Below are 16,121 nucleotides of genomic sequence, written 5' to 3'. Positions count from 1 at the left end.
AAAAACCCGCTCGAGGCGGGTTTTTTGTGGGATCTGGTCGGAGAGACAGGATTCGAACCTGCGGCCTTCTCGTCCCGAACGAGACGCGCTACCTGGCTGCGCTACACTCCGATTTCCGAAATCCTACTGCATCGATTTTTTCAACGCAACCCCTTGTTGCAAAAAGGAGTTGCGCTAAAAACGCAGGGCTGAATCACAGCTCCTTGACGGTGCGGATCTGGTCCTTGTTGATGCGCGTGCGCTTGCCGTCGAGCTGTTCAAACTCGTAGAAACCAGAGTCGTCATCGTATTTCGGGGTGTCCACCGCCTGGATCTCGCGACCGTCGTTCAGGGTAATGACGGTCGGCGAGGCGCAGCCGGCGAGGGCGCCCAGGCCCAGGGCAAGCAGGAAGGCGGGAAGGGTCCGTTGGATCATCGTGTTTCTCCAGTGCGATGGTGCTAGATGTCATTAAGACGCAGGGCGTCCACGCAAGTTCCTTGCACAGTGCAGCATAGCGCCATCGTGGTGGCATTGACCAAGAACAAGGCCGGGCTTGCTGGTCGATGGCCTGTGATATAACAGCGCACAACCTGCATTCCCTCGCGACGGAACCCCCATGAAAGCCAAGGCAGATACTCCTTTCGTGCCGCTGAACATCGCCGTGCTCACGGTCAGCGACACACGTACCTTCGACACCGATACCTCTGGACAGCTGTTCGTCGACCGCCTGAATGCCGCCGGGCACCGCCTGGCCGAGCGCGTGTTGCTCAAGGACGACCTGTACAAGATCCGCGCCCAGGTCGCGACCTGGATCGCCGACGATCAGGTGCAGGTGGTGCTGATCACCGGCGGCACCGGTTTCACCGGCCGTGACAGCACGCCGGAAGCCGTGGCGTGTTTGCTGGACAAGCAGGTCGAGGGCTTTGGCGAACTGTTCCGGCAGATCTCGGTGGCCGACATCGGCACCTCCACCGTGCAGTCCCGTGCCCTGGCCGGCCTGGCCAATGGCACCTTGGTCTGCTGTCTGCCGGGCTCGACCAATGCCGTGCGCACGGGTTGGGATGGCATCCTCGCCGAGCAACTGGACGCCCGCCACCGCCCGTGCAATTTCGTACCGCACCTGAAGCAGGCCGCGGCCTGTGACAGCCGTGGCTGAGCTGAGCCGGCCCCTGATGCCGGTGGAAGAGGCACTGGAGCGTCTGCTGGCGCTGGCGGATGCGGCACCCATTGGCGATACCGAGACGGTGGCCCTGGCCGATGCCGAGGGTCGTGTCCTCGCCCAGGCGCTGGTGGCCGGGCTCGACCTGCCGCCCTGGCCCAACAGCGCCATGGACGGCTACGCCCTGCGCCTGGCCGACTGGCAGGGCGAACCGCTGCGGGTCACCCAGCGCATCTTCGCCGGCCATGCGCCCCAGCCCCTGGAGCCCGGTACCTGTGCCCGGATCTTCACGGGTGCGCCGTTGCCGGAAGGTGCCGACTGTGTGGAGATGCAGGAAAACACCGAGGTGCTCGAGGATGGCCGCGTACGCTTGCTCGAACCCCTGGCGCTGGCACAGAACGTTCGCCCCAAGGGCCAGGAAACCCGTATCGGCGAGCAAGTGTTGAATGCCGGCACGCGCCTTGGTCCGATTCAGCTCGGCCTGGCCGCGACCCTGGGGTTTGGTGAGCTTGAAGTGCGCCGCCGACCTCGCGTCGCCGTGCTGTCTACCGGAGACGAGCTGGTCGAGCCTGGTCTGCCGCTGGGGCCGGGGCAGATCTACAACAGCAACCGGCGACTGCTGGTCAGCTGGCTGCAGCGCCTGGGCTGCGAAGTGGTGGATGCCGGTATCCTTCCGGACGACCTCGAGCGTACCCGTCAGTGTCTGGCCGCGCTGGGCAGTGTCGATCTGATCCTGTCCACCGGTGGCGTGTCGGTGGGCGAGGCCGATTTCCTCGGCATGGCCCTGCGCGAAGCGGGCGAGCTGGCGCTGTGGAAGCTCGCGATCAAGCCGGGCAAGCCACTGACCTTTGGTCACTACCAAGGCGTGCCGGTGATTGGCTTGCCCGGCAACCCGGCCTCGACCCTGGTCACCTTCGGCCTGCTGGCTCGCCCTTATCTGTTGCGTCGCCTGGGTGTCGCCAATGTCACGCCGCTGCGCTTCAGCGTGCCGGCCGGCTTCGACTGGCCAAAGCCCGGGACGCGCCGGGAGTACCTGCGGGCGCGGATCGAGGACGGTCGGGTGCGCATCTACAAGAACCAGAGCTCCGGCGTGCTGCGCAGCGCGGCCTGGGCCGATGGGGTGGTGGAAGTACGCGAGGGCAGTACGCCACGACAGGGTGAACCGGTCTGGTTCATCCCATTCAGCGAGCTACTTGGCTAGCACCCCGGTAGAGGGCGTCGCGCCTGCCGGTGCCAACTGGGTCAGGCGCATGTGCACGTTTTCCAGCTGCTGGGCGGCGACACTCCAGTCGTGACGCTGACGGGCGAACTGGCGCCCGGCTTCGCTGAGCTGGCACATGCGCCAGGGCTGGTTGAGCAGTTGGGTGACCAGCAATGCCAATTGCCCGCTGTCATCGCTGCCCAGGTAATGCTCGCCATTGTTCATGGCCAGGCCAGAGGCGCCCATGCTGGTGGTGATGACCGGCAATCCCGCAGCCATGGCTTCGAGGATCTTCACCTTGGAGCCACCGGCATGGCGCAACGGCGCGAAGAACAGCGCCGAGCGGCGTTGCAGCTCGCGCAGGTCGGGGCGGTAGCCTATCCATTCGATCCGTGGATCGTTCCAGTGCAGCTTCCAGCTGGCCGGCAACGCATGTCCGGCAATCGCCAGGCGCACCGCCGGGTTGCTCATCCAGACCTGGGGCAGGATCTCCTCCAGGGCCCACTCGATGGCTTCCAGGTTGGCGCCGTACTCGAAATTGCCGACGAACAGCAGGCGCTGACTGTGCGGGGTAGGGCGCACGTCCTGGTAGTGATCGCAATCCACGCCGTTGACCACCACGTTCACCGGCCGGCCACTGATCTGGCCGATCAGCTCGGCATCGTGGGCACTGACCGCCACTACCTCGGAGGGTTGGCGCAGCACGCGTTGTTCCCAGCGCCGATAGCGCCAGCGATCGAAGGCGTTGAGCGGACGCAGCCACAGGGGCAGGCGATCATGGCAGGCGGCGCCCATCACCGATTCGAGATAGTGCTCGCTGAGCATGTAGGGCAGGCCTCGGGCCTGCAAAGCCTTCTCGAACGGCTGGAAGCTGTAGCTGTGCTCGATCTGGATCACGTCCCAGGGCTCGTCCAGCAGTTGCTCGAAACGGTGCCTCAGGCACGGCGCCAGGCCATTGATGATGGCGCGCATGGGGTAGTCGATGATGGGCGAGGCCAGCAAGTTCAGCGGGCTGTGCAAAGGCCGCCGGGGCAATACGATCAGGCGCTCCACCAACGGCTCCAGGGCCTCGCGCGCCGCGTCGCTCAAGGGGACCTTGGACTGCACCAGCAAGGTGATCCGGTGACCCTGCTGCGCCATGGCGCGCAACAGGTGGTATTGCCGGGTCTTGCTGCCGCTGGTGGTGGGCCAGGGCAGGTAGGGCAGGGTCCAGAGTATGCGCATGAGCCCGAATCCTCGCGGTTGGCCGGGTGTCGGCCCTGGATGGCAAGACGCGCCTCTGGCAGTCAAGCAGATGCTGCTGCCGGGGCGCGTCCATAGATATCAGTAAAGCGCACGATGTCGTCTTCGCCCAGGTATTCGCCGCTCTGCACCTCGATCATCACCAGGTCGATGACGCCGGGGTTGGTCAGGCGGTGGGTGCGCCCGGGCTTGATGAAGGTGGACTCGTTGGTGTCGAGCAAGAACTCCTCTTCGCCATTGGTCACGCAGGCCATGCCGCTGACCACGATCCAGTGCTCGCTGCGGTGGTGATGCATCTGCAGCGACAGCGATTCTCCGGGGCGGACCATGATGCGTTTGATCTTGAACCGTGGCCCTTCCTCGAGCACGGTGTACAGGCCCCAGGGGCGGGTCACGGTGCGGTGCAGTCGATAGGCATCGTGGCCTTGGCGCTTGAGCTGCTGGGCGATCACCTTGACCTCCTGGCTGCGTGCGGCATCGGCGATCAGCAGGGCGTCAGGCGTATCGATGACGATCAGGTTGTCCAGGCCCACGGCGCCCACCAGCCGTCGTGGCGAGTCGATGTAGCAGTTGCTCACGTCGTGCAGCACAGTTTCGCCGTTGCAGTGGTTGCCCTGGCTGTCGCTCGGGCGCAGCTCGCGCACCGCTTCCCAGCTGCCGATATCGCTCCAGCCAATGTCGCAGGGCACCACGGCCACCTGGGAGGAGGGCTCCATGAGGGCGTAGTCGATGGAAATATCGGGGACTTGCTCGAAGCTGTCGGGGACGAGTTCCACCTGCAGGCCGTTCGTGCCTTCCTTGACCTGGCTCTGTTCCAGGCACTGGGCCACGAGGTCCAGTAGTTCTGGCGCATGTGCCTGCAGTTCCTGTAGCACGGTCCCGACCCGCAGGCAGAACATGCCGGCGTTCCAGAGGTGGCGGCCGCTGTCCAGGTAAGCCTGCGCGGTGTCGGCGTCGGGTTTTTCGACGAAGCGTACGACCTGATAGCCGTCGGTGCTGATCGACGGGCCTCGCTCGATGTAGCCGAAGCCTGTTTCCGCGCGGGTCGGCAACAGGCCGAAGGTAGTGAGCCAGCCCTGTCCGGCCAACTGCATGGCCCGCTCCACGGCCTGTTCGAATGCTCCCTGATCCTGGATCAGGTGATCGGCCGGCATGACCAGTAGCAGGCTGTCTTCGCCATGCAGGCGGGCGCAGTGCAGGGCCGCGGCGGCAATGGCGGGGGCCGTGTTGCGGCCGAAAGGTTCAAGGATGAAGTCGAGGACGAGTCGATGGCTGCCGACCTGGCGGTACTCATCCTGGGTGCGGAAGAACACGTCGCGGTTGGTCACCGTGAGTACCCGTTCCACGCCGGGCAACTGGCTGGCGCGGCTGAAGGTCTTCTGCAGCAGGCTCATGCCATCGGGCAGACGCATGAACGGCTTGGGCATCGCTTCGCGCGATACCGGCCACAGGCGAGTGCCGGCACCGCCGGCGATGATACAGGGGATCAGAACGCTCATGGTCAAAGCCTCGAATCAGGGCGCTGCGGGCAGCGCAATGCAAGGGAATCACGACCTGTCAGGCATCTGGCGGCAGAAAGTCAATAAAATGACTTTTATGAGCGGCATCGTCCGTGAAGGCCAAATATTTGTCGGATGATGCACCTGTAAGACTCACCTTTCAATGGTATTTGTGTGAAACCGACCAGTTTCACGTAGGCATGGAGCAATCTGTGCGCTTCGATGGTCGAGATTGCAGTAGGCCTTTTCTGTGTGACTTCTGGGGAGCGCGACAATGAACGAGCGCAAGGCATTGCTGATCCTGCATGGCAAACAGGCCACCAACGACGAGGTGCGCGCTGCTGTGGCCCAATTGCGCGAGCGCGGATGGACACTCGATGTGCGGCTGACCTGGGAGGGCGGTGATGCCCAGCGCCTGGTCGACGAGGCGCTGCAGGCCGGGTACGGCCATGTGGTGGCGGGAGGTGGCGACGGCACGCTGCGCGACGTGGCCGAGGCCATGGCCTTGGCCGCTACCCAGGCCAGCCTGGCCCTGCTGCCGCTGGGTACGGCCAATGACTTCGCCAGGGCCGCGGCGGTTCCTCTGGAGCCGGCAGCCGCCCTCGCCCTCCTGGAGGTGCCGGCGCAGCCGATCGATCTGGGGCGTGTGGGGGATCAGTTGTTCCTGAACATGGCCACTGGCGGCTTCGGCAGCCAGGTCACGGCCAGCACCTCCGAAGACCTGAAGAAGGTGTTGGGGGCGGCCGCCTATCTGTTCACGGGGCTGTCGCGATTCAGTGAGCTGCAGGCCGCATCGGTGGAGCTGCACGGACCTGGCTTCCAGTGGCAGGGCGATCTGCTGGCGCTGGGGATCGGCAACGGGAGCCAGGCCGGTGGGGGCCATGTGCTGTGCCCGGATGCCAAGGTCGATGACGGCCTGCTGGACATCGGTATCCTGCCGGCGCCTCAGGAAATGACTGGGGCATTGCGTGACCTGCTGGCTGGTGAAGGCCTGTTCGTGCGCGCCCGTCTGCCATGGGTGGAGATCAAGAGCGCGCAAGGGCTGGACATGAATCTCGATGGCGAACCCCTGCAGGCCGACAGCCTGCGGTTCGAGGCCTTGCCGCGGGCATTGCATGTGCACCTGCCCGTGGATTCGCCGCTGCTCAGTCGTCGAGGCTGATGATTCGCTCGCGCACGGCGAACAGCACCAGGCCTGCCACATCGAAGATCTGCAGGCGCTTCATGATCTGGGAGCGATGGGTTTCCACGGTCTTGATCGACAATCCCAGGCCGTTGGCGATTTCCCGGGTGGATTTGCCGCGCACGATCAGGCGCAGAATCTCGAGCTGGCGTGCGGTGAGGTTGTGGCGCTCGTCATTGGGTTGCTTGCTGTTCTGCGCGCGCAGCAGTGCCTGGTTGATCACGGTGTGGGCGATGGCCGGGCTGAGGTAGCGTTCGTCGTTGCGCAGTGCGCTAAGGGCCTGTTCCAGTTCGGTGGCCGTGGTGTCCTTGAGCAGGTAGCCATGGGCGCCGCTTTCCAGTGCGCGCATGATCAGGTCCGGGTCGGTGTGCATCGAAAGAATCAGCACTTTGCAGGTGCAGCCGCTGGCGCGCAGTTGTGTCAGGGCATCGAGGCCGCTGGTCGAGCGCATGGAAATGTCCAGCAGGACGATATCCGGCGCCAGTTGGCGAACCTGCTCCAGCAACTGGCTGCCATCATCGGCTTCACCGATCACGGTGTAGCCGGGAATGTCCGATACCAATGCCCGAACACCAGCACGTATCAAGGAGTGGTCGTCTACCAGCAATAATCTACAGGTCATCGGCAACAGAAGTCCTGGCGCGTTCTTGGCTGCGTGGCGGCCATGGGAAGAGGGCGTCGATCTGGGTGCCCTGGCCAGGCTGGCTGGTGATGGTCAGGCTGCCCTGCAAGGCAGTTGCACGTTCCAGCATGCCGGCCATGCCGCGCTGGCCGGCTTCGGCGGGTGCGGGGGCCGGCACGAAACCTGCGCCATCATCCTGAACCGACAAGGCAAGCCCGGCCGGCGTGCGCTGCAGGCGCACCACCAGGTTGCGGGCATGGGCATGGCGCAGCATGTTGGTGACCGCTTCCTGGGTGATACGGAAGGCGGCCATGCTGACTTCCTCGCTGATCCCCCCCAGGCGTTGGTGGCACTCCAGGCTCCAGTGCACGTCGCTGTTCTCCAGCGTGCGTAGCAGGTGCGCGCGCAAGCTCGCTTCCAGGCCGAGGCTGGCCAGCTGCCGAGGATTGAGGATCGCGGAAACGTCGCGCACATTGCCCAGCGTGTGGTCCAGGGTGCTGCGCAGGGTGGTGCAGTGTGCCTGCAGTTCGGCAGGTACTCGCCGCTGCAGCCAGTCGAGCTGAAGCTTGGCGGCCGTCAGCAGCTGGCCGATGTCGTCGTGCAGTTCGCGGCTCAGGCGCTGGCGCTCGCTCTCCTGCACCTGGAGCATGCGGTTGGCCAGTTCCGACGGGCGCAGGCTGATGGAACGGGCCCAGTGCCGCAGGTGCCAGCCCACACCAATCATCGCCACCAGTTGCAGCAGCAGCACGCTTGCCGACAGGGGCTGGGCGCGCAGGTAGCACAGCAGGTTCGCCGCCAGCGATGCTACGCACAGCAGCGCCGTCATCCAGCGCAGCAGGGCAACTCTGGAGCGGCAACGCTGGAGAAACTTCAAGCGTGGAAGCATAGATAAGGAAGCCACTGAATTATTGCTGTAGGAAGCTTTGCGCATGTCTAGCCAGAGATTCTTGCGTTCTGCTTTGCATGGCGCACCCGTCCACGACCGGTTGTCCAATATCCAAGGTGCGCCTGTTCAAAGGTGCGCATGTTATCACTTCGATTGGATTTGGTCGCGGCAGTGTAACTGCTTGAAACCTCGGATTTTCCGGGCTTTGGCTGATCGGGTGTATGAAAGTGTGACTAGCAGAGTGCCATTATTAGATGATGTTTCCGAAACGCCGGGATCAACTAAGAAATCGTCCCTGCCAAACATTCGGAAAAACTTGCTCAACTTTGCAAGTTAGAGCCGATTTAGTTGCTGTCGACTTCGATCAGTGATGGCGATCGACCGATAGGGCGTGCGCATCGGGCAACTCACCCTGGGTGTGGGGATGGGTGCAGAAGGTGCCGACCTCCTGGCAGGGGGCGCACATTTGCGTGGCAGGCAGGCCCAGTGCCCGGGCCAGCTCGCCCAGCAGCTGCTGCTGCTCTTCGGTATCCAGATTCAGGCGCCCGGTCCGGGGGTCGACCAGTTCCAGTTGCCAGGCCAGCAGGGTCAGGCAAGCGGCCAGCGCAGGCAGGGCCTCGCCTTGCAGCCGACCTTGATGGCAGCCAGGTGCGAGCAGCTGCTGCAGGGCAAGCGTGTAATGAGCCACTTCCACCAGTTCAAGCTGTCTCGCACGGTGGGCCAGCGTATCGAGGGTTTCATTCAGGCAGTGGCAGGCGTCAGGATCGCTATCGATCAGTTCCAGGTGCTGCAGGCACTCCTGGGACCTGGCCAGCAGGACCTGCGCATCCTGCAGGAAATCCTGCACGGCGCTGTTGAGCAGTGGAGTGCTGTCCATCATGGCTCCCCGGTGCAAGGGATCGGCCATACCCAGATGTTCGCTAGCAAAAGCCTGACTCCGTTCATGCATTGAGAATGGCGTCACATTAATGGCTAATGGATATCGCGAACATCAGGTTGCACCCGATTGCTCCTAGGGGTTTCCCTGATGAAGTTTCAGGTGGTTCGCTCGTTGCGAGCGTTTGGGCGAGAGGGCGTGGCAGCAGTAAAGCATGATGGTAAAGTGATATCAATCGCCTCGAATGGCTTTTTCCATCAGGGGTCAAGCCGAGCGAATATCCGCCGATACAGGGCTGATGCATTCACTTTCCTGACTCAAGCCTGGGGGCTGTCCAATGGCAGGCATTCTCGACACGGTAGACCAACGCACGCAACTGGTGGGTGAGAACCGCCTGGAAATCCTCATGTTCCGCCTGGCTGGCCGACAGTTGTTCGCCATCAACGTCTTCAAGGTTCAGGAGGTGTTGCAACTGCCCAAGCTGACCCTCATGCCGCAGCGCCACACGTACGTTTGCGGGGTGGTCAACCTGCGAGGCCAGACCTTGCCGGTGATCGATCTGTCCCAGGCCATCGGCATGCGCCCGCTGCAGCCGGGGCCGGACAGTACCATCATCGTCACCGAGTACAACCGCTCGGTGCAGGCGTTCCTGGTGGGGGGCGTCGACCGCATCGTCAACATGAACTGGGAGGCGATCATGCCGCCGCCGACCAGTGCCGGTCGCCAGCACTACCTCACCGCGATCACCAAGGTCGACGAGCAACTGGTGGAGATCATCGACGTGGAGAAGGTGCTGGCGGAGATCGTGCCATACAGCGCCAAGGTGTCCCGTGACAAGCTGGAAGATCCGGTGCTGGCTCGCGCCCGAGGTCGAGAGGTGCTGCTGGTGGACGACTCCAGTGTGGCGCTGGCGCAGCTGCGCGACACCCTGTCGCAACTGGGGGTGAAACTGCACGTCGCCAGTGATGGCCTCAAGGCCTTGCGCCTGCTCAAGGGCTGGGCCGACGCGGGGGAGGATGTCTGCGAGAAACTGCTGATGATCTTCACCGATGCGGAAATGCCCGAGATGGACGGCTACCGGCTGACGACCGAAATCCGCAATGACCCTCGGCTGCGGGGCTTGTACGTGGTGCTGCATACCTCGCTGTCGGGCAGTTTCAACGAGTCCATGGTGAAGAAGGTCGGTTGCGACAATTTCCTCTCCAAGTTCCAACCGGACCGCCTGGTGGATGTGGTCCGTCAACGCTTGAGCCTGGATCACGCCGCAGTGTGATACCTCGCTGCGGCCGGTATAAGCTTGCCATTTCGACTGGCGCAAGGCGGGCAAGGATGTTTCTGAGTGCGTTGTATCGTTATCCGGTGAAGTCCGCAGGGGCCCAGAGCCTGCAGGTATCTTCCGTTGGCAACCTGGGCCTCGAGGGTGATCGGCGCTGGCTGGTAGTGGAGGAGGAAAACGGCCGCTTCCTGACTCAGCGTGCCTGGCCGCGGCTCGGGCAGATCAGCGCCGGTTATGGGGATCGAGGCCAGTTGCTGCTCCAGGCGCCGGGATTGCCAGCGCTGGATGTGCCTGTGCCGCCAGGCGACGACCATTTGCGTGGTGTCACGATCTGGCGGGACACGTTGCGTGTGCCCGATGCGGGGGACGAGGCCGCCGCCTGGCTCAGCGAGTTGCTGGGCAAGGCGGTGCGCCTGGTGCATTGCCCTGAGCAGCGGGCCCGCTACCTGCCCAGCGGTTACGGGCTGAATAGCGACCGGGCCGCCTTCCCCGATGGTTTTCCGTTGCTGCTGATTGGGCAGGCATCGCTGGATGAGTTGAGCCAGCGGGTCGGTCGCCCGATGGCGATGTTGCGCTTTCGTCCGAACCTGGTGGTGGAAGGCGCCGAGGCCTTTGCCGAAGATCGCTGGAAACGCATCCGAATCGGTGAGATGACCTTCCGTGTGCTCAAGCCCAGCGTGCGCTGCATTCTGACCACCCTCGATCCTGCCACCGGCGAGCGCAGCGCGGACCGTGAGCCGCTGACCACCCTCAAGACGTTCCGGGAGCGGGAGGGCGACGTGCTGTTTGGCCAGAATCTGGCGGTGGATGGCGAGGGTGAGCTGCAGGTGGGAATGGAAGTGCAGGTCATCGAGTAGCCGTCTCTGTCTGCGACCGACACTGCCGGTTTGGAAAGATCAGCCGTGTTGCGCGCAGGGCGGCAAGCGCCCTGTGAGAGCGGCTGAATCCGCCCTCACAGGGCCTTCATTCACATGTCGTCAAAATACCGCTCATGCCAATCCACCAGCGGCTGTGGCGAATTGAGCTTTTGTCCGTAGATGACCGAGTACGACAGCACGTTCTGCACGTATTGGCGCGTCTCGTCGAACGGAATCGACTCGACCCAGACATCGAAGCTCAGGTGCTTGGCGCCCTTGAGCCACTGGCGCACGCGCCCGGGGCCGGCGTTGTAGGCCGCCGAGGCCAGCACGCGGTTGCCGTTGAACTGGCCGTGTACCTGGCTCAGGTAGGCGGCGCCGAGCTGGATGTTCTTGTCCGGGTTGAACACCTGGGCCGGCGAGGCCAGCGGGATGCTGAACTTGCGCGCGGTTTCCTTGGCGGTGCCGGGCATGAGCTGCATCAGCCCACTGGCGCCGACGCTGGAGCGGGCATCCTCCATGAAGGCGCTCTCCTGGCGGGTGATGGCGAAGACCCAGCTCGAATGCAGGCCGCGCACCTTGGCTTCGCGCACCAGGGTGTCGCGGTGGGCCATGGGGAAACGGATGTCCAGGTCGTCCCAGTACTGGGCCTGGCTGATGGTGCGGATGGCCGGGAAATACCAGCGCATGTCGTAGGCCAGGCGTGCCTGGGCGACCATCTCGTCACGATTGAAGTGACGGCTGACGTGGTACCACTCGCGGCGGCCCTCGACGATCTGGCCGCGGGCATGGAATTCCAGGGCGCGACGCACGCCCGGCGTGTTGCGGACCTTGTTGATCACCGCCTTGCTGAGAACCAGTGGTTTGTTGTTCAACTGATAGGGCGTCTGTGCCCGGTCCGCGGCCAGGAAGCCGTAGAAGTCGCGTTCGCGGGCGACGGTCTTGTACAGCAGCGGAACCTGGGGGTTGTTGGGCTGCGCCAGTTCGAGGCTGCGAGCCTGCCAGTACTTCCAGCGGTTGCTGCTGGCCAGGTCCTGGGGCAGGCGCTTGGTCAGCTCGTAGGCATCCTCCCAGCGGCCCAGGCGCAGCAACAGGCGCAGGCGCCACTCGCTGACGGTGTTGTCGCGCAGCTCGGGGTCGTAGCGGGTCATCAGGTCGAGGGCGCGCGGATCGTAGCGGCGGGCGAGCGTCAGGCCGATCTCTCGGGCGATGGCGACCTTCTCGTCCCGGGAGAAGTGCATGCGCTGGGCGTAATCGTCGAGCAGCGCCATGGCTTGCTCTGGGTTCTGGCGTGCCAGCCGGCGCAGGCCGAGGCTGACCACGTCGGACATGGCTTCATTGACCGGGGTGAAGCGCGAAGGCTGGTTGAGCAGTTCGGGTTTCTGCGCCACGTCGATCAGCAGCTTGCCCTGAGGGGCGAGGGTGGTCAGCGTCTTCACCAGGCTGCCTGCCAGGCCGTAGTTGCGCGCCTGGGCGGCCAGTTTGGCGCGTTGCCAGCGCCTGGCCTCGGTGAGCTGGCCTTCGGCGGCCCACATGCCGAACAGCGTGTCGCAGGCCGCAGGCTGCGACTTGCCGACGTTCCACAGCTTCTCGGCGGTGGCGAAACCTTCGGCGCGCTGGCCGTGACTGAGCTGGTACTGGCCATTGAGGCAATCGAGCTCGGTGAAGTTGAGCTTGGGGTCATAGTACTGGGCGAAGGTTTTCCACTCGCCGCGTTCGGCCAGCCAGCGCAACCAGCGGAGCTTCATCCAGTTGGCCTGGGGCAGGTCGCCGTGGGCGGCGAGAAAGCCCTCGATCTCTTCGTTGCTGGCGCTCTTGAGGCGGGCGGTCAGCTCGTCGTAGGCGAGGTAGGGCGTGAGCGGATAATCGCGCAGTGCCTGGGCATAGCGCAGGTACGGGCCTTTGTCGCCCTTGGCCAGGGCGCGCTTGGCTTCGTCGTAGTACTGGCGTTGCTGGGTGATGTCGACAGCCTGAGCGGCACTCGCGGCGGTGGCGGTGAGCAGCAGGCAGGAGGCGATTTGTAACAGGCGGCTGCGCATGATACGTCCGGGCAGTTGAACCATAGAGAGTGACGGCGAAGCCAGCACTGTTGGGTATTACTGCCTAGCTTAGCCGTTTGCCGAGGGCCGGTGAAAGCACTGTGCTTGTATCGAGTTGTAATCCGACGCTCTGCGGGTGGCGACGGGCTTTTGATGTCGTGGCTGGGCAAGTCGGGTAGAATGCGCGCCCGGTTTTTGGAGATGAACATGACCCTGCTCAAATTCAGCGATGTGTCCCTGGCATTCGGCGCCATGCCGCTGCTGGACAAGGTTTCCTGGCAGATCGCCCGTGGCGAGCGGGTGTGCATCATCGGCCGCAACGGCACGGGCAAGTCGAGCATGCTGCGCCTGGTCAAGGGCGAGCAGAAGCCCGACGACGGCGATATCTGGCGCGCCCCCGGCCTCAAGATCGGCGAGTTGCCGCAGGAGCTGCCGGTCGCCGACGAACGCAGCGTGTTCGATGTGGTGGCCGCGGGCCTGGACGGGGTGGGCGAGCTGCTGGCCGAGTACCACCACCTGAGCCAGAACATTCATGGCGACGAGGATCTGGAAAAGCTCATGCACGTCCAGCACGAGCTGGAGGCCCGCGATGGCTGGCGCTTGCAGCAGGTGGTGGAAAGCACCCTCAGTCGCCTGCAGTTGCCTGCCGACAAGACCTTGGCCGAGCTTTCCGGTGGCTGGCGCCGCCGCGTCCTGCTGGCGCAGGCCCTGGTGTCCGAGCCTGATCTGCTGCTGCTCGACGAGCCGACCAACCACCTGGACATCGGCGCCATCGCCTGGCTGGAAGAGGCCCTGAGCGGTTTCAACGGCGCGGTGCTGTTCATCACCCACGACCGTTCCTTCCTGCAGAACCTGGCGACGCGCATCCTCGAGTTGGACCGCGGCGGGTTGATCGACTGGAACGGTGATTACGCCAGTTTCCTCGTGCACAAGGAGGCCGAGCTGGCCGCCGAGGCGACCGCCAACGCGCTGTTCGACAAGCGCCTGGCCCAGGAAGAAGTGTGGATTCGCCAGGGCATCAAGGCCCGGCGTACCCGCAACGAAGGGCGTGTGCGGGCGCTCAAGGCGCTGCGCGTGGAGCGCGGCGAGCGTCGTGAGCGCCAGGGCAAGGCCAATATCCAGATCGAGGTGGCGGACAAGTCCGGCAAGCAGGTGATGGTGCTGGACAATGTCAGCTTCGCTCACCTGGGTGGGCCGAAGCTGGTCAAGGACTTCTCCATGGTGCTGCAGCGCGAGGACCGTATCGGCCTGCTCGGCGCCAATGGTACCGGCAAGACCACGCTGCTCAAGCTGATGTTGGGCGACCTGGAGCCGAGCAGCGGCAAGGTCGAGCGCGGCACCAAGCTGGAAGTGGCGTACTTCGACCAGATGCGCCATCAGCTTGACCTGGAAAAGACCGTCATCGATAACCTGGCCGAAGGGCGCGATTTCATCGAGATCGATGGCCAGAACCGCCATGTGCTCAGCTATCTCGGTGATTTCCTGTTCAGCCCGCAGCGCGCACGCACGCCGGTCAAGGCGCTGTCCGGTGGCGAGCGTGCACGCCTGCTGCTGGCCAAGCTGTTCAGCAAGCCGGCCAACCTGCTGGTGCTGGACGAACCGACCAACGACCTGGACGTGGAAACCCTCGAGCTGCTCGAGGAAGTGCTGTCCAACTACAAGGGCACGGTGCTGATGGTCAGCCACGACCGGGCCTTCCTCGACAACGTCGTCACCAGCACCCTGGTGTTCGAGGGCGAGGGGCGCGTTCGCGAGTATGTTGGGGGTTACGAGGACTGGATTCGCCAGGGTGGTTCGCCGAAGTTGCTGGGTGTGACCGAAAGCAAGGGCGGCAAGTCCGAGTTGAACAGCGCCGTGGTGGCCAAGTCGGTGGAGGAGGTGGCGCCTGCACCGGTCGCCGCGCCGGCTGCGGATGCCGCCAAGAAGAAGCTCAGCTACAAGCTGCAGCGCGAACTCGAGGCCCTGCCGGGGCAGATCGATGCGCTGGAAAAGCAGATGGCCGAAGTGCAGGAAGAGGTCAATGCTTCGAACTTCTACCAGCGTCCGATAGTCGAGACCTCCGCGGTGCTGGCCAAGCTGGAGAAGCTGCAGGGCGAGCTGGACGTGCTGGTTGAGCGCTGGGCCGAGCTGGAAGGCTGATTGGCTGTGCCGGTCTCTTCGCGGACAAGGCCGCGAAGAGACCGGCAGCGGCTACTTCATTCTTTCTTCAGTAGTCGTACCGCCAGCACGTCGCATGGCGCGCCATGCAGTACGTCATTGGCGGTGGAGCCCAGCAGCAGCGCAAGGCCGTGGCGACCATGGCTGCCGACCACGATCAGGTCGCAATGCTGATCCTTGGCCAGCTGGTGGATTTCCTGGCGCGGTTGGCCGTAGACCAGGTGTGAGTCGCCACGGTTGATGTCCGGGTACTTGGTGAACAGGCGTTCCATGCGTTCCTTGGCCTGGTCGAACTGCTGCTGCTGCAGTTGCGAGAGGTCCATCGGCACGTCGCCACCGAAGGCCATGGCCATGGGCTCGACGATATGCACCAGGGAAACCTTGGCGCCACTCGCCAGGGCAATTGTCTTGGCCCGCTTGATCACGGGGTCGCATTCTTCGGTCAGGTCGACAGCGACCAGAAGATGTTCATAGGACATGTGCAGTACTCCTGACAATCGCGATAGTAGAAGTATGGTCGCTTTCGGGCCCGGCGTTCGTGAAACCTGGATAACCCGCTCATTTTGCAACGCTTTATAGGGTCTACAGATATGACGGTATGGCTGGTGGTGTCAATCCTTGCGCTGATGCTCAGCCCGCTGGCCTGGTTGCGCCAGTCTCGCAAGCAGAGCGAGCAGATGAGCCTGCGCCTGGAGGGGCGACGCATGGGGCTGGCCATGCACCTGGCTCCGCAACAATGGCCGCACTGGCTGGAAAACCAGCCACCCAGCCCATGTCCGCAATACCACCGGGCGCGCCGCAAGGGCCGGCAGGACAGCTGGTGCTACTGGCAGATCACGCCTGGTGTCTGGTGGAACCAGTGGCGTGAGCCTTGCGAAGATCCGCGTCTGGCGCAAGCCTTCGCGCGCCTGCCGGAGACGGTATACAAGGTTGAAGCCGACAGCCGCATGATCGCCCTCTACTGGAGCGAGCGCGGTGATAAATCTGTTTTGCAGGATATTGCTCAGACCCTCGATAACCTCGCCTGACCGTGCACGACGCAAAACGGCGCGCAGGAGCTCTCATGCTCCTGCGCGCCGTTTTGCGTCGTGCCGCACAGAAAAGGCCAGGCAGGCCGGAAACACCTTCATTCGATTGCAGTGT

Annotated in this window: 15 protein-coding genes and 1 tRNA gene; 7 read left to right on the top strand and 9 right to left on the bottom strand. The window is 63.9% G+C overall.

What is annotated here, in order from left to right; genetic code table 11:
- Positions 1-34: 34 nt before the first annotated feature.
- A tRNA-Pro gene (locus N7422_RS10620) sits at positions 35-111 on the bottom strand.
- 82 nt (positions 112-193) lie between these two features.
- On the bottom strand, positions 194-415 hold the full coding sequence (locus N7422_RS10615) for a YgdI/YgdR family lipoprotein (protein WP_166888784.1): 222 nt from the start codon (positions 413-415) through the stop codon (positions 194-196).
- Between the two features lie 181 nt (positions 416-596).
- On the opposite strand from N7422_RS10615, the gene moaB reads away from it, so the two are divergent.
- Together moaB and glp are read left to right on the top strand one after the other, a co-directional pair.
- The gene (gene moaB, locus N7422_RS10610) at positions 597-1,136 is read left to right on the top strand and encodes a molybdenum cofactor biosynthesis protein B (RefSeq protein ID WP_279806477.1); all 540 of its coding nucleotides are present in this window, start codon (positions 597-599) and stop codon (positions 1,134-1,136) included.
- Between the two features lie 16 nt (positions 1,137-1,152).
- Positions 1,153-2,340: a gephyrin-like molybdotransferase Glp gene (gene glp / locus N7422_RS10605; protein WP_279806544.1), complete on the top strand. Its 1,188-nt coding sequence runs from the start codon at positions 1,153-1,155 to the stop codon at positions 2,338-2,340.
- Here the strand turns inward: glp and N7422_RS10600 are convergent.
- Both N7422_RS10600 and N7422_RS10595 read right to left on the bottom strand, forming a co-directional pair.
- The gene (locus N7422_RS10600; protein WP_279806476.1) at positions 2,329-3,564 is read right to left on the bottom strand and encodes a glycosyltransferase family 4 protein; all 1,236 of its coding nucleotides are present in this window, start codon (positions 3,562-3,564) and stop codon (positions 2,329-2,331) included. The genes glp and N7422_RS10600 overlap by 12 nt on opposite strands.
- A 62-nt stretch (positions 3,565-3,626) precedes the next feature.
- Complete coding sequence (locus N7422_RS10595; RefSeq protein WP_279806475.1) at positions 3,627-5,081, bottom strand: mannose-1-phosphate guanylyltransferase/mannose-6-phosphate isomerase; 1,455 nt, start codon at positions 5,079-5,081, stop codon at positions 3,627-3,629.
- A gap of 274 nt (positions 5,082-5,355) precedes the next feature.
- Between N7422_RS10595 and yegS the strand changes: the two genes are divergently transcribed.
- Complete coding sequence (yegS, locus tag N7422_RS10590) at positions 5,356-6,243, top strand: lipid kinase YegS (RefSeq protein ID WP_279806474.1); 888 nt, start codon at positions 5,356-5,358, stop codon at positions 6,241-6,243.
- Here the strand turns inward: yegS and N7422_RS10585 are convergent.
- The 3 genes from N7422_RS10585 to N7422_RS10575 all read right to left on the bottom strand — a co-directional run bounded on the left by N7422_RS10585 (position 6,227) and on the right by N7422_RS10575 (position 8,652).
- Positions 6,227-6,886, bottom strand: a complete 660-nt coding sequence (locus N7422_RS10585) for a response regulator transcription factor (RefSeq protein ID WP_279806473.1) — start codon at positions 6,884-6,886, stop codon at positions 6,227-6,229. The genes yegS and N7422_RS10585 overlap by 17 nt on opposite strands.
- The gene (locus N7422_RS10580; RefSeq protein ID WP_279806472.1) at positions 6,876-7,772 is read right to left on the bottom strand and encodes a histidine kinase; all 897 of its coding nucleotides are present in this window, start codon (positions 7,770-7,772) and stop codon (positions 6,876-6,878) included. Before N7422_RS10580 ends, N7422_RS10585 begins: the two co-directional genes overlap by 11 nt.
- Positions 7,773-8,136: 364 nt before the next feature.
- Positions 8,137-8,652 (bottom strand): histidine kinase, encoded by a 516-nt coding sequence (locus N7422_RS10575; protein WP_279806543.1) that lies wholly within the window; start codon positions 8,650-8,652, stop codon positions 8,137-8,139.
- Positions 8,653-8,986: 334 nt separating this feature from the next.
- Here N7422_RS10575 and N7422_RS10570 point away from each other — a divergent pair, with 334 nt between their 5' ends.
- Both N7422_RS10570 and N7422_RS10565 read left to right on the top strand, forming a co-directional pair.
- Complete coding sequence (locus tag N7422_RS10570; protein WP_279806471.1) at positions 8,987-9,922, top strand: chemotaxis protein CheV; 936 nt, start codon at positions 8,987-8,989, stop codon at positions 9,920-9,922.
- Between the two features lie 56 nt (positions 9,923-9,978).
- Entirely contained in the window at positions 9,979-10,782 is an 804-nt protein-coding gene (locus N7422_RS10565; protein ID WP_279806470.1) for an MOSC domain-containing protein, read from the top strand.
- A gap of 110 nt (positions 10,783-10,892) precedes the next feature.
- Here N7422_RS10565 and N7422_RS10560 read toward each other — a convergent pair whose 3' ends face one another.
- On the bottom strand, positions 10,893-12,821 hold the full coding sequence (locus N7422_RS10560) for a transglycosylase SLT domain-containing protein (RefSeq protein WP_279806469.1): 1,929 nt from the start codon (positions 12,819-12,821) through the stop codon (positions 10,893-10,895).
- A gap of 207 nt (positions 12,822-13,028) precedes the next feature.
- Here N7422_RS10560 and N7422_RS10555 point away from each other — a divergent pair, with 207 nt between their 5' ends.
- Positions 13,029-14,960, top strand: a complete 1,932-nt coding sequence (locus N7422_RS10555) for an ATP-binding cassette domain-containing protein (RefSeq protein WP_279806468.1) — start codon at positions 13,029-13,031, stop codon at positions 14,958-14,960.
- A gap of 56 nt (positions 14,961-15,016) precedes the next feature.
- Here the strand turns inward: N7422_RS10555 and N7422_RS10550 are convergent, their stop codons facing one another.
- On the bottom strand, positions 15,017-15,457 hold the full coding sequence (locus N7422_RS10550) for a universal stress protein (protein ID WP_279806467.1): 441 nt from the start codon (positions 15,455-15,457) through the stop codon (positions 15,017-15,019).
- Between the two features lie 111 nt (positions 15,458-15,568).
- Here N7422_RS10550 and N7422_RS10545 point away from each other — a divergent pair, with 111 nt between their 5' ends.
- The gene (locus tag N7422_RS10545; RefSeq protein WP_279806466.1) at positions 15,569-16,006 is read left to right on the top strand and encodes a hypothetical protein; all 438 of its coding nucleotides are present in this window, start codon (positions 15,569-15,571) and stop codon (positions 16,004-16,006) included.
- The last annotated feature ends 115 nt before the right edge of the window (positions 16,007-16,121 follow it).

The sequence above is a fragment of the Pseudomonas sp. GD04091 genome (assembly GCF_029836165.1).
In the GTDB taxonomy this organism is placed as follows: Bacteria; Pseudomonadota; Gammaproteobacteria; order Pseudomonadales; family Pseudomonadaceae; genus Aquipseudomonas.
This window is presented reverse-complemented; position numbering and strand designations above follow the sequence as displayed.

Coding starts and splice junctions, on each gene's coding strand:
- yegS (WP_279806474.1), top strand. CDS start 5,356: ATGAACGAGCGCAAGGCATTGCTGATCCTGCATGGCAAACAGGCCACC.
- glp (WP_279806544.1), top strand. CDS start 1,153: ATGCCGGTGGAAGAGGCACTGGAGCGTCTGCTGGCGCTGGCGGATGCG.
- moaB (WP_279806477.1), top strand. CDS start 597: ATGAAAGCCAAGGCAGATACTCCTTTCGTGCCGCTGAACATCGCCGTG.
- N7422_RS10560 (WP_279806469.1), bottom strand. CDS start 12,821: ATGCGCAGCCGCCTGTTACAAATCGCCTCCTGCCTGCTGCTCACCGCC.
- N7422_RS10565 (WP_279806470.1), top strand. CDS start 9,979: ATGTTTCTGAGTGCGTTGTATCGTTATCCGGTGAAGTCCGCAGGGGCC.
- N7422_RS10555 (WP_279806468.1), top strand. CDS start 13,029: ATGACCCTGCTCAAATTCAGCGATGTGTCCCTGGCATTCGGCGCCATG.
- N7422_RS10585 (WP_279806473.1), bottom strand. CDS start 6,886: ATGACCTGTAGATTATTGCTGGTAGACGACCACTCCTTGATACGTGCT.
- N7422_RS10550 (WP_279806467.1), bottom strand. CDS start 15,457: ATGTCCTATGAACATCTTCTGGTCGCTGTCGACCTGACCGAAGAATGC.
- N7422_RS10615 (WP_166888784.1), bottom strand. CDS start 415: ATGATCCAACGGACCCTTCCCGCCTTCCTGCTTGCCCTGGGCCTGGGC.
- N7422_RS10545 (WP_279806466.1), top strand. CDS start 15,569: ATGACGGTATGGCTGGTGGTGTCAATCCTTGCGCTGATGCTCAGCCCG.
- N7422_RS10570 (WP_279806471.1), top strand. CDS start 8,987: ATGGCAGGCATTCTCGACACGGTAGACCAACGCACGCAACTGGTGGGT.
- N7422_RS10575 (WP_279806543.1), bottom strand. CDS start 8,652: ATGATGGACAGCACTCCACTGCTCAACAGCGCCGTGCAGGATTTCCTG.
- N7422_RS10600 (WP_279806476.1), bottom strand. CDS start 3,564: ATGCGCATACTCTGGACCCTGCCCTACCTGCCCTGGCCCACCACCAGC.
- N7422_RS10595 (WP_279806475.1), bottom strand. CDS start 5,081: ATGAGCGTTCTGATCCCCTGTATCATCGCCGGCGGTGCCGGCACTCGC.
- N7422_RS10580 (WP_279806472.1), bottom strand. CDS start 7,772: ATGCTTCCACGCTTGAAGTTTCTCCAGCGTTGCCGCTCCAGAGTTGCC.